The sequence below is a fragment of the Pseudomonas sp. RIT288 genome (genome assembly GCF_000631985.1).
In the GTDB taxonomy this organism is placed as follows: Bacteria; Pseudomonadota; Gammaproteobacteria; order Pseudomonadales; family Pseudomonadaceae; genus Aquipseudomonas.
The window spans coordinates 174,898-187,527 of sequence record NZ_JFYN01000007.1; the positions used below are offsets into that span (position 1 = coordinate 174,898).

The window sequence follows — 12,630 nt, forward strand, 5'->3', positions numbered from 1 at the left end:
GCTGCGCAACGGATGAGCACCCGTAAAGACATTGTTGGCAGCCTCGACAGTCGTTTTTGCAGATGCCCATTCAATGGAAGGTGAATGTGACCTGAGTGTCCCGTCCAGCTTCACCCACCTGTCCCCTGTTTCCTCTGCCCGAGAATCAGGAACAGGGCGACACAAGCCCCGAAAGGGGTGTTGCACGCGACGCTTTCCATCAATAACAAGCTTAAGCGGAGTACCACAGATGGCGTTCTTCACCGCAGCCAGCAAAGCCGACTTCCAGCACCAACTGCAAGCGGCACTGGCGCAGCACATCAGTGAACAGGCACTGCCACAAGTGGCGCTGTTCGCTGAACAATTCTTCGGCATCATTTCCCTGGACGAGCTGACTCAACGTCGTCTCTCCGACCTCGCTGGCTGTACTCTTTCCGCGTGGCGCCTGCTTGAGCGCTTCGATCACACGCAACCGCAAGTGCGCGTCTACAACCCTGATTACGAACGCCACGGCTGGCAGTCGACGCACACCGCGGTCGAAGTGCTGCACCACGACCTGCCGTTCCTGGTCGACTCGGTCCGCACCGAGCTGAACCGTCGCGGCTACAGCATCCACACCCTGCAGACCACCGTGCTCAGCGTGCGTCGCGGCAGCAAGGGCGAACTGCTGGAAATCCTGCCGAAGGGCAGCACCGGCGAAGGCGTGCTGCACGAGTCGCTGATGTACCTGGAAATCGACCGCTGCGCCAATGCGGCCGAACTGAATGTGCTGAGCAAAGAGCTGGAGCAGGTGCTCGGTGAAGTGCGCGTCGCGGTCGCTGATTTCGAGCCGATGAAGGCCAAGGTGCAGGAGATCCTCACCAAGCTCGATCACAGCGCATTCGCCGTCGATGCCGACGAAAAGACCGAAATCAAGAGCTTCCTGGAATGGCTGGTGGGCAACCACTTCACCTTCCTCGGCTACGAAGAGTTCACCGTTGTCGATCAGGCCGATGGCGGCCATATCGAATACGACCAGAATTCCTTCCTCGGTCTGACCAAACTGCTGCGCACCGGCCTGACCAACGAAGACCGTCACATCGAAGACTACGCGGTGAACTACCTGCGCGAACCGACCCTGCTGTCGTTCGCCAAGGCTGCGCACCCGAGCCGCGTACACCGTCCGGCCTACCCGGATTACGTGTCGATCCGTGAACTCGACGCTGACGGCAACGTCATCAAGGAACACCGCTTCATGGGCCTGTACACCTCCTCGGTGTATGGCGAGAGCGTGCGGGTCATCCCGTTCATCCGCCGCAAGGTCGAAGAAATCGAACGCCGTTCCGGCTTCCAGTCCAAGGCTCACCTGGGCAAGGAACTGGCGCAGGTGCTCGAAGTGCTGCCGCGTGACGACCTGTTCCAGACCCCGGTCGACGAACTGTTCAGCACCGTGATGTCGATCGTGCAGATCCAGGAACGCAACAAGATCCGCGTGTTCCTGCGCAAAGACCCGTACGGTCGCTTCTGCTACTGCCTGGCCTACGTGCCGCGCGACATCTATTCCACCGAAGTGCGCCAGAAGATCCAGCAGGTGCTGATGGAGCGCCTGAAGGCCACCGACTGCGAGTTCTGGACCTTCTTCTCCGAGTCCGTGCTGGCTCGCGTGCAACTGATCCTGCGTGTCGATCCGAAGAACCGCATCGACATCGATCCGCTGCTGCTGGAAAAAGAAGTGGTACAGGCCTGCCGCAGCTGGCAGGACGACTACGCCGCACTGACCGTCGAAAGCTTCGGCGAAGCTCACGGCACCAACGTGCTGGCGGATTTCCCGAAAGGCTTCCCGGCGGGTTACCGCGAGCGTTTCGCGGCGCATTCGGCCGTGGTCGACATGCAGCATCTGCTGAGCCTGAACGAAAAAAATCCGCTGGTGATGAGCTTCTATCAGCCGCTGGGCCAGGTGTCCGGCCAGCGCGAGCTGCATTGCAAGCTGTACCACGCCGACACCCCGCTGGCGCTGTCCGACGTCTTGCCGATTCTGGAAAACCTCGGCCTGCGCGTGCTGGGTGAGTTCCCGTACCGTCTGCGCCACACCAATGGCCGCGAGTTCTGGATCCACGACTTTGCGTTCACCGCGGCGGAAGGTCTGGAGCTGGATATCCAGCAACTCAACGACACCCTGCAGGACGCGTTCGTCCACATCGTCCGTGGCGATGCCGAGAACGATGCGTTCAACCGTCTGGTGCTGACCGCCGGTCTGCCATGGCGCGACGTGGCACTGCTGCGCGCTTATGCCCGTTACCTGAAGCAGATTCGTCTGGGCTTCGACCTGGGTTACATCGCCAGCACCCTGAACAACCACACCGACATCGCTCGCGAGCTGACCCGGTTGTTCAAGACCCGTTTCTACCTGGCGCGCAAGCTGGGCAGCGATGATCTGGAAGACAAGCAACAACGTCTGGAACAGGCGATTCTCACCGCACTGGACGACGTTCAGGTGCTCAACGAAGACCGCATCCTGCGTCGTTACCTGGACCTGATCAAAGCCACCCTGCGGACCAACTTCTATCAGACTGATGCCAACGGCCAGAACAAGTCGTACTTCAGCTTCAAGTTCAACCCGCACGCGATCCCTGAGCTGCCGAAGCCGGTACCGAAGTTCGAAATCTTCGTTTACTCGCCACGCGTCGAAGGCGTGCACCTGCGCTTCGGCAACGTTGCGCGCGGTGGTCTGCGCTGGTCCGACCGTGAAGAAGACTTCCGTACCGAAGTCCTCGGCCTGGTAAAAGCCCAGCAAGTGAAGAACTCGGTCATCGTGCCGGTGGGTGCGAAGGGCGGCTTCCTGCCGCGTCGCCTGCCACTGGGCGGCAGCCGTGACGAGATCGCGGCCGAGGGCATCGCCTGCTACCGCATCTTCATTTCCGGTCTGCTGGACATCACCGACAACCTGAAAGACGGCGCGCTGGTGCCGCCGGCCAACGTTGTGCGTCATGACGACGATGACCCGTACCTGGTGGTGGCCGCGGACAAGGGCACGGCGACCTTCTCCGACATCGCCAACGGCATCGCCATCGACTACGGTTTCTGGCTGGGCGACGCGTTCGCCTCCGGTGGTTCCGCCGGTTACGACCACAAGAAAATGGGCATCACCGCCAAGGGCGCGTGGGTCGGCGTACAGCGCCACTTCCGCGAGCGCGGCATCAATGTTCAGGAAGACAGCATCACGGTGGTCGGCGTCGGTGACATGGCCGGTGACGTGTTCGGTAACGGCCTGTTGATGTCCGACAAGCTGCAACTGGTCGCTGCCTTCAACCACATGCACATCTTCATCGATCCGAACCCGAACCCGGCGACCAGCTTCGTCGAGCGTCAGCGCATGTTCGACCTGCCGCGTTCGGCCTGGACCGACTACGACACCAGCATCATGTCTGAAGGCGGCGGCATCTTCTCGCGCAGCGCGAAGAGCATCGCCATCTCGCCGCAGATGAAAGAACGCTTCGACATCAAGGCCGACAAGCTGACTCCTACCGAACTGCTGAACGCCTTGCTCAAGGCGCCGGTGGATCTGTTGTGGAACGGCGGTATCGGTACTTACGTCAAGGCCAGCACCGAAAGCCATGCCGACGTGGGCGACAAGGCCAACGACGCACTGCGCGTGAACGGCAACGAGCTGCGCTGCAAAGTCGTGGGCGAGGGCGGTAACCTCGGCATGACCCAACTGGGTCGTGTGGAATTCGGTCTCAATGGCGGCGGTTCCAACACCGACTTCATCGACAACGCCGGCGGCGTGGACTGCTCCGACCACGAAGTGAACATCAAGATCCTGCTGAACGAAGTGGTTCAGGCCGGTGACATGACCGACAAGCAACGCAATCAGTTGCTGGCGAGCATGACTGACGAAGTCGGTGGTCTGGTGCTGGGCAACAACTACAAGCAGACCCAGGCTCTGTCCCTGGCGGCGCGTCGTGCCTACGAGCGCATTGCCGAGTACAAGCGTCTGATGAGTGATCTGGAAGGCCGTGGCAAGCTGGACCGTGCGATCGAGTTCCTGCCGACCGAAGAGCAGATCAACGAGCGCGTTGCGGCGGGCCATGGCCTGACCCGTCCCGAGCTGTCGGTGCTGATCTCGTACAGCAAGATCGACCTCAAGGAACAGCTGCTGAACTCGCTGGTGCCGGACGACGACTACCTGACCCGCGACATGGAAACGGCGTTCCCGCCGACCCTGGTCAGCAAGTTCTCCGAAGCCATGCGTCGTCACCGTCTGAAGCGCGAGATCGTCAGCACCCAGATCGCCAACGATCTGGTCAACCACATGGGCATCACCTTCGTTCAACGACTCAAAGAGTCGACCGGCATGAGCCCGGCGAACGTGGCCGGCGCTTACGTGATCGTGCGTGACATCTTCCACCTCCCGCACTGGTTCCGTCAGATCGAAGCGCTGGACTATCAGGTCTCCGCTGACGTACAGCTGGAGCTGATGGACGAGCTGATGCGTCTGGGCCGCCGTGCTACACGCTGGTTCCTGCGTGCCCGTCGCAACGAGCAGAACGCTGCCCGTGACGTCGCGCATTTCGGTCCGCACCTGAAGGAGCTGGGTCTGAAGCTCGACGAACTGCTGAGCGGCGAAATCCGTGAAAACTGGCAGGCGCGTTATCAGGCCTACGTCGCGGCCGGTGTGCCGGAGTTGCTGGCGCGTATGGTGGCGGGTACCTCGCACCTGTACACCCTGCTGCCGATCATCGAAGCGTCCGACGTCACGGGCCAGGATCCGGCCGAAGTGGCCAAGGCCTACTTCGCCGTCGGCAGTGCGCTGGACATCACCTGGTACCTGCAACAGATCAGCGCGCTGCCGGTTGAAAACAACTGGCAGGCCCTGGCCCGCGAAGCGTTCCGTGATGATGTGGACTGGCAGCAACGTGCGATCACCATCTCTGTCCTGCAACAGGGCGACGGCACTCAGGACGTGGAAGCACGCCTGGCGCTGTGGATGGCACAGCACGAAAGCATGATCGAGCGCTGGCGCGCCATGCTGGTGGAAATCCGTGCTGCGAGCGGCACTGATTACGCCATGTACGCCGTTGCCAACCGTGAGCTGCTTGACCTCGCGTTGAGCGGTCAGGCGGTGGTGCCTGCGGCTGCTGCGAATGCCGAGCTTGAACTGGCCTGAGTAGTGGTTGAATGAGAAAGCCCCGGTGTCGTGAGATGCCGGGGCTTTTTTGTGTCTGTTGGTTTTGTGGTGGTCGGGCTGGCCCCTTCGCGAGCAGGCTCACTCCTACAAGGGAAACGCATTCCAACTGTAGGAGTGAGCCTGCTCGCGATGAGGGCCTGACTATCAATACAACTTATGTGCTTGTTTGTTATCAAGCATCGACACTTTATCTGCCGGTCTGGTCAATAAATTACTCAGCGACTGATCAAACTTCTGCAATGCCCGAACTTGCACATCCTGCTGTTGATTAATATCCGCTACGATCTCGTCCGAACCTTTGAAGTCCGCCCACACCGGCGTCAGTTCCTTCGCTTCCGAACCTTTCGCCGTACCGATGTAGTTCAACTTCGCATCATAAAAATCCGCACTGACATCAGCCTTGATGTCGGAGCTGCGCGAGGTGATCAACTGGCTGTGGGTATCGACGATTGCCACCACATCGGGGTGCGCCGCGCGCAGGCTCTGCATGTCCGGGTACACCGTGACTGAACCGAACTGGCGTTGCAGCGAGGCCTTGACCCAGTCCACGGCCATGTCCGGTTTCGAGGTGTTTACGTAGGCGTCGTGGATCGGCTGCACCAGCAGGCTCTGGCCGAAACCGGTGCCGGCGTTGGCCTGGTAGTTACGCAGGTATTCGCGGTTGGTCAGGGTGCTGGGGCTGTAGACCACGCCCAGTGACACGCCGGGACCGCTTTGCACATGGACGGCGCTGCTGCGACCGACCGGTTGGGTGAACAGTGTATCGAGGGACGAAACCGCTTTCGGTGCGGTGGGTACTGAACAGGCGGACAAGGCTAAAACCGATATCGCCAAGGTACTGGCAAACGCAAGTTTCATGGTGAGTCTCCCGTGAAACAACTTCAGTCGGAAAGTCAGAGTTGTCGCGGCTGTGGGTGACGGGCGCACGACAGTTGACTCAGACTAAACCCGCCAACCTGTAAATAAGCTGACAATTTTTCGAGTTGTGGCGATGCATTAGTTTGATTGGCTTTAAGGCAAATCGGTTAATTGCCTCGGGAAATAAACAGGCGCAAAACAGTGTTTTGCGCCTGTTTATTTATGGCTGTGCAAATAACCATCAGTTTTTCAAGGGGATCAGCACTTGCTCGTCTGGGGCCAACACCATGAACACCAGCAACTTCGCCGGTTTGCTTTTGCTGGCGTTTTTCGACACCAGGTGTTCGGAGCCGGCCGGCTCATACCAGAACTGGCCTTTCTTGTAGGTGATCGGCTGTTCGCCCTTGACCTGGGAAATCACTTCGCCTTCGAGCACGTAGGCCATGGCGGTGCCGTCGTGTTTGTGGGCGATGGAGGATTGGCCGGGTTTGTAGTCGACTTCGATCATCATGGCTTTCTTGCCGGGGGCGTTTTTCAGCATCTGGTCTTGCAGCACTGTGACTTTCTCGGACGGGTCATGGGCCAGTGCAACGGCGGACATGGACAGGGCGAGAACGGCGGTGAAGAGGTGCAGGGCTTTCATGGTGGATCACCTGGAGGAGGAGGGGGTGGTGATCACAGTAGTCTGCGGGTTAGGTCAAGCAAACGGCCAATATTCGGGAAGATCGGGTGACCAATCGGCTGTGTCCAAAAGCAAAAGATCGCAGCCTTCGGCAGCTCCTACAGGGATTGCGTAGGAGCTGCCGAAGGCTGCGATCTTTTGATCTTGCTTCTAAACGATAGGGAAACTGTTGAAATCCACACTGTTGGCCAGACGGCTATCGATCAAGTCGATAAACCCCTGCGCCTCGGGGCGGTTGAAGTGCGCCTGCATCGCCGCCTCGGACTGCCAGTGAGCGCTGACTGTCCAGCGGTGGCTGTCATCGGGGCAGCGGTCGACCATATAAGACTCGCAGCCCGGTGTCTGGCGCAAAGTGTCGACGATCTTCTGCAACTGCCGGCCAAGCTCATCCGAACGGCCGGCGGCCGCTCGCACCTCTACGGTGTTGATCACTTCGTTGGACATTGCTCACACTCCTGAATCAGGCCGGACGAATCCTGCTCATTGAGGGATAACGCCTGTGCAGAATAGGCCTGCACCTGCTGATCACCAATAACCAATCGGCGGTTAATCGCCCAGACCAATCATTCACGCCACTTGTTGCAGGATGTCGCGCAGGCGATCCAGAGCGGTGTCGATATCGAGGGTTTCAATGGCGCCGAAGCCGAAGTACAGGCCGCTCTTCACCGGCTGTTGATAATGAAAAATGTCGATGGAATACAGCCCGACCTCGACTTTTTTCGCCAGTTCGATCACCAGCGCCAGGTCGATCGGCACCTTGCACAGTACCGCCATGTGGAACCCGGCACTGGGCGGTATCGCCTCCAGCCATGGCGCCAGATCCGTGGCCATGCGCGCCAGAATCCGCTCGCGGCGTTGGGCGTAAATCCCGTGGCAACGGCGGATGTGCTTGAGCAGGCAGCCTTCGGCGATGAACTTGGCCAGCGCCCATTGCGGCAGGGTCGAGGCGTGCAGGTCGGTGAGCTGCTTGGCGCGGATCACCGCTTCGAGAATCGCCGGCGGCAGGATCGCGTAACCCAGGCGCAACTCCGGCAGCAAGGTCTTGGAGAAGGTGCCAACGTAGGCCACGATGCCGCGCTGGTCGAGGCTGAACAAAGAGTCCGTCGGCCGCCCTTCGTAGCGGAACTCGCTGTCATAGTCGTCCTCGATGATGATCGCGCCCAGCTCATGAGCGCGGGCCAGCAAGGCCTCGCGGCGTGCCTGGCTCATCGGCATGCCCAACGGGAACTGGTGCGACGGCGTGACGTAAATCAGCCGCGTGCCCTCGGGAATCTGCTCGACCACAATCCCTTCGGCATCCACCGGCACGCCGACCACCTCGGCACCGTGGGTGCCGAACAGCAGACGCGCGGGCGGATAACCCGGGTCTTCCATCGCCACCCGACTGCCGGGGCTGATCAGCACGCGGGTGATCAGGTCCAGCGCCTGCTGCGCGCCGTTGCACACCACGATGTCTTCGTCCTGACAGTTGATCCCGCGCGAAAACGCGATGTGCCGGGCAATCGCATTGCGCAGCGCCGGCAGGCCTTCAGGCACGCTGTAGAAACCTTTGGAACCGGCCATCTGGCGCATCGCGTGCGACACGCAACGGCGCCAGTCGTCATGCGGGAACTGGCCCTTGCTGGTGGCGCCGCCGATGAAGTCGTAACGCAGCGAGCCTTCCAGCGACGGGTGGCGCAAGAACACCGGCAGATTGCGCCAGCGCTCGATCACCTCGGCGCTGGCCAGTTCGGTGTGGCTTTGCTTGCGCTGGATCTGCGCCGGGCGGGCGTTGACGTAGGTGCCTTTGCCGATCACCCCGGTGAGAAAGTTTTCGTAAGTCAGCTGCGCGTAGGTGTCAGAAATGGTCTTGCGCGAGATCCCCAGTTGCTCGGCCAGCAGACGGCTGGGCGGCAACTGCGTGCCGGCAGCCAGCCGCCCGGACTCGATGGCGCCGCGCAGTTGGTTGTACAACTGGCCGGCCAGGTCCTTGCGGCCATTGATCACGACGTGAAGTTCCATACCGACGCGGCTCCGGGGGGCGATTGAGGTGTCGGCCAGATTAACGCTGTTGCGTGAATGGCAGTAGTTGCGCAGCACAAAAACCCGAAATTGGTCACCGTCCCCCTTGTAGGAGTGAGCCTGCTCGCGATGACGTCGGCACATCCAACATGGCGGTGACTGAATGACCGCTATCGCGAGCAGGCTCACTCCTACAAGGTTGTGTGTTTGGCCGGGGGGCAGTGGTGTAGCGATATTCCGTGGAATTGGGGCTGTAACGCCGGCAGCACTGCGCTTACCGTGAACTCATCATTCCGCTTCCCGAGACCTGCCATGTCCCCGCGTCTGGACTACTACAACGCATCGCCCAAGGCGATGAAAGCGATGATCGCCATGGAGGCGCTGACCAGCGACCTGAGTATCGAGGCGCCGCTGTTGCAACTGATCAGGATCCGCGCCTCGCAGCTCAACGGCTGCGCGTTCTGCACCGACATGCATTCGGTGGACGCACGGCGGGCCGGGGAGAGCGACCGGCGTTTGTATGCGATTGCGGTGTGGCGCGACAGCAGCTTTTTCAATCCGCGTGAGCGAGCGGCGCTGGCCTGGGCGGAGGCGGTGACGCTGTTGGCTGAAAGCCATGTGCCGGACGATGTTTACCAGATGGCCAAAGCGCAATTCAGTGAGGCTGAACTGGTGGATTTGACCATGGCCGTGACCACCATCAATAGCTGGAATCGTCTCGCAGTAAGCTTTCGCCAAACCCCAAGCGATTGACGTGCACATCACCTGTGGCGAGGGAGCTTGCTCCCGCTCGGCTACGCAGCAGTCGCAAAACCTTTGCATGCGGTCTGTCAGTTAAAACCGGTTCGGCAGATTTGGGGGCGCTACGCACCCCAGCGGGAGCAAGCTCCCTCGCCACAAAGTTTGGTTTTCAGTTTGGCTGCGATCTTTTGACTTTGATGTTTCCCTAATTCGGTGGGCGTTGCGGTTTGACTGAAGTGCCGAAGGTATTGCCCATGCGTGTGCCCGTCGCCGCCGGGGTCGCGAGGCCAACCTGATTCGGTGGCCGCTTGTTCACCGGCACGTTCAGCGCTTCCTGATTCTTCTGCGCAGCGGCAGCGCCCTCGGGATTGTTGCCCATCTGTTGGCTCAGGCAATCGTAATTCGGCGCCTTGTAGCCGCCCACCGTCACCTCTATACAGCCCAGTGGCTGTTCGGCGTGGGCGCTGGCGAAGGCGCTCAGCAGCAGCCCGCCGAGGGCGATTTTCCACAGTGATTTCATGCAAGCCTCCTGGCCGGCCCGAAATGGCCGTTGTCTGCTTGCAGTCTAGTGCAAGCCTTGCGCGAATCCCGTGATGGTTTTTTTGCACCGCCCGTCACACCAGATTCATATACAGCCATCAGGATGACGGTTTTCAGGGGTACGTCAGCCGTGCAGCGAGGCAGTTCCAGGGACGGTCTTCAGCGTTCAGCGACTCTCGTGCGCCGGGTGAGTCTGGGGCTGCTGCTTGGCTGGTTCAGCGGCGCTGCGGCAGCCGAGCCGGTACCGGCCGATATGCGCATGACGCTGCACATCCCGGCGCAGGAGCTGGCCCGGGCGCTGGATCAGTACAGCCATGCCACGGGCGTTGCGGTGCTGGTCGACAGCCAGTTGAGTCGCAGTCGGCGCTCGTTGGCGGTCGATGGCGAATACACCGCTGCCGATGCGCTGCGCCGTTTGCTCGGCGGCAGCGGCCTGATGGCGCGTTATGCCCGTGACGATGCGTTCACCTTGCAAGTGGCGCAGGTCGAGGACGTGCCGTCGGCCCTGGACAAAACCACTCCGGCCAGCGCCGCCGTCAGTCGCAGTTACGCCACCGCGGTGCAAGCGGCGATCGAGCGCAACCTGTGCCGTTCGCCACTGACCCGTCCGGGCAGTTATCGCGCGGTGTTGCAGGTCTGGGTCGGGCGCGACGGCGTGGTGCAGCACAACCGGTTGGTCACCACCACCGGTGATGTACAGCGCGATACCGCGCTGGTGGAGAGCTTTCGCAATCTCAGGATCGACCGACCGACGCCCAGCGCGTTGCGTCAGCCGGTCACGTTGCTGTTGTTACCGGAGTCGTCAGGGAAACGCATGGAATGCACCAAATGGGAAGGAGTTTCCGGGGGATGAAAGACACCGGACAAGGTTCGATGGTCCAGCTGTTCCTGACGTCCTACGAGGACTTTCGGGTGCGCTTGCGACGCCGTCTCGGCTCGGAAGACCTGGCCAACGACGTGCTGCACGAAACCTACCTGCGGGTCGACCGCATGGAGACGCCGCCGAACCTGCTGCGGCCCAATGCCTACCTCTATCGCATGGCCCTGAACATCGCCGCCGACCGTCGTCAGGCCGATGCGCGCCTGCTCACCGGTGAGGAAGTCGAGGAGTTGCTGCAGATCGGCGACGAAGCGCTGGACCCGGCGCGGGTAGTCGGTGGGCAAAAGGAAATTCAGTCGCTGCTCAGCGCCCTTTACGAGCTGCCAGCGCGGCGTCGCAGAATCTTCATCGCGGCGCGGCTGGAGGAGGCGCCGCACCTGGAAATCTCCCAGCGCTTCGGCATTTCCACGCGCATGGTCGAAAAGGAAATCAAAGCTGCATTGGGCTTCTGCGCGGCGAAACTGGAAAGAAAAGTGTTTCAGCGGTTCGGTCGCGGGGCCGGAAAACCGTCTTCTGAATAGTGCCCGATCAATTCGTTGAGAATCTGCGCGTTTGAACATCTTTCGACTGACACCTGCCGAGCCATCGGCGGCCGACAATCTGCACAGTGAAGCCCACGACTGGTTGGTCCTGTTGACCTCCGGCCGCGCCACCGTGGCCGACGCCCGGGCGTTACGCCAGTGGTGCGCGCAGAGCGCCGAACATGCCCAAGCTTTCGAGCAGGCCAAGGTGTTGTGGCACAACCTGCAGCCTGCGGCTGAAATGCTGCAGTCGCCTCGGCGCTTCGGTCGCCGGGCCTTTCTCGGCGGGGCGATTGCCGCGTCGGCGGCGTTTTTGCTGGTGCGCGGGACGATTCCCGGTGGCTTTGAAGGGCTGGGCGCCGATTACATCACCGATGTCGGCCAGCAGAAGCGTTTCGAACCGGCCGATGGCGTGAGCCTGGAACTCAATACCCAGACTCGCATCAACCAACGCGCCGGTGACGATGGTGTGCAGGGGTTCGAACTGGTCAGCGGTGAGGTTGAAGTGCAGACCGCAAGGCTGCCATTGGCGATGCAGGCCGGGGGCGGGTGGTTGCGTGCCAGTCAGGCGCGGTTCAATTTGCGCAATACGGATCATCAGGTCTGCGTGACCTGTCTCGACGGCGCGGTGGAAGTCGACGTAGAAGGTCGCAGCCTGCGCCTGGAACCGGGCCAGCAAGTGACCTACGACGCACGGCAAGTCGGCAGCGTACAAAGCGTCGACACAGCCGCAGTAATGAACTGGCGCCAACAGGTACTGGTATTCAACGGTGCAACCCTCAGCCAGATGATCGACGAGATCAACCGCTACCGCCCCGGCATGTTGCTGCTGCTCAACCGCGAACTCGGCCAACGCCGCGTCCAGGCCCGCTTCAGCCTCGACCAACTCGCCGGCGTCGCACTGCTGATCCGCGACGCCTACGGCGTCAAATGCACCGAACTACCGGGCGGCGTCGTCGTCCTCAGCTAACCCAACCCCACCAACCACCCTTCAACTGACTACCCCAACCCCTATGTAGGAGCTGCCGAAGGCTGCGATCTTTTGATTTTGAAGATCAAAAGATCGCAGCCTTCGGCAGCTCCTACAAAAATACGCGATGCGCAGGGATATCGGCATAACAGGCATGCATCACTCCAACGGCCCCATCACCTGCCGATACCGCTCCACCCCCTGCGCCGTCTCCCGCGTCAACCGCACCTCCAACCCCAACGGATCCTCCCGCCGATTCCCACTCAACTGCCGCCACCCCTTGTCCACCTC

General features: G+C 61.0%; 10 protein-coding genes and 1 pseudogene. 5 read left to right on the forward strand and 6 right to left on the reverse strand.

Translation table 11 applies throughout. The features are described 5' to 3' along the window. The first annotated feature begins 229 nt into the window (after positions 1–229). Positions 230–5,125, forward strand: a complete 4,896-nt coding sequence (locus BW33_RS08965; protein ID WP_047598419.1) for an NAD-glutamate dehydrogenase — start codon at positions 230–232, stop codon at positions 5,123–5,125. A gap of 165 nt (positions 5,126–5,290) precedes the next feature. On the opposite strand, the gene BW33_RS08970 is transcribed toward BW33_RS08965, so the two are convergent. From BW33_RS08970 to pdxR, 4 genes are all read right to left on the reverse strand, one after another. After that, positions 5,291–6,004: a hypothetical protein gene (locus tag BW33_RS08970; protein WP_047598420.1), complete on the reverse strand. Its 714-nt coding sequence runs from the start codon at positions 6,002–6,004 to the stop codon at positions 5,291–5,293. Between the two features lie 241 nt (positions 6,005–6,245). Continuing rightward, a complete protein-coding gene (locus tag BW33_RS08975) occupies positions 6,246–6,647 on the reverse strand; it encodes a cupin domain-containing protein (protein ID WP_047598422.1) in 402 nt (133 codons plus the stop codon). A gap of 189 nt (positions 6,648–6,836) precedes the next feature. Continuing rightward, on the reverse strand, positions 6,837–7,130 hold the full coding sequence (locus BW33_RS08980; protein WP_047598423.1) for a putative quinol monooxygenase: 294 nt from the start codon (positions 7,128–7,130) through the stop codon (positions 6,837–6,839). A gap of 123 nt (positions 7,131–7,253) precedes the next feature. After that, entirely contained in the window at positions 7,254–8,687 is a 1,434-nt protein-coding gene (gene pdxR / locus BW33_RS08985; protein ID WP_047598425.1) for a MocR-like pyridoxine biosynthesis transcription factor PdxR, read from the reverse strand. 312 nt (positions 8,688–8,999) lie between these two features. On the opposite strand from pdxR, the gene BW33_RS08990 reads away from it, so the two are divergent. Continuing rightward, complete coding sequence (locus BW33_RS08990; RefSeq protein ID WP_047598426.1) at positions 9,000–9,440, forward strand: carboxymuconolactone decarboxylase family protein; 441 nt, start codon at positions 9,000–9,002, stop codon at positions 9,438–9,440. A 193-nt stretch (positions 9,441–9,633) separates the two neighbouring features. Here BW33_RS08990 and BW33_RS08995 read toward each other — a convergent pair whose 3' ends face one another. Then, positions 9,634–9,948 carry a hypothetical protein gene (locus BW33_RS08995; RefSeq protein ID WP_047598427.1) on the reverse strand — a complete coding sequence of 105 codons (315 nt, stop codon included), beginning with the start codon at positions 9,946–9,948 and terminating at the stop codon, positions 9,634–9,636. Positions 9,949–10,155: 207 nt separating this feature from the next. Between BW33_RS08995 and BW33_RS09000 the strand changes: the two genes are divergently transcribed. From BW33_RS09000 to BW33_RS09010, 3 genes are read left to right on the forward strand one after another with little or no spacing between them, the layout of a single operon-like run. Further along, complete coding sequence (locus BW33_RS09000) at positions 10,156–10,821, forward strand: secretin and TonB N-terminal domain-containing protein (RefSeq protein WP_047598429.1); 666 nt, start codon at positions 10,156–10,158, stop codon at positions 10,819–10,821. Beyond that, positions 10,818–11,369, forward strand: a complete 552-nt coding sequence (locus BW33_RS09005; RefSeq protein WP_027613107.1) for an RNA polymerase sigma factor — start codon at positions 10,818–10,820, stop codon at positions 11,367–11,369. The genes BW33_RS09000 and BW33_RS09005 overlap by 4 nt, the downstream gene beginning before the upstream one ends. Before the next feature lie 31 nt (positions 11,370–11,400). After that, positions 11,401–12,339 (forward strand): FecR family protein, encoded by a 939-nt coding sequence (locus tag BW33_RS09010; RefSeq protein WP_047598430.1) that lies wholly within the window; start codon positions 11,401–11,403, stop codon positions 12,337–12,339. Positions 12,340–12,498: 159 nt separating this feature from the next. Here the strand turns inward: BW33_RS09010 and BW33_RS30130 are convergent. After that, positions 12,499–12,630: pseudogene (locus BW33_RS30130) on the reverse strand (type II secretion system protein GspJ); the annotation flags it as partial.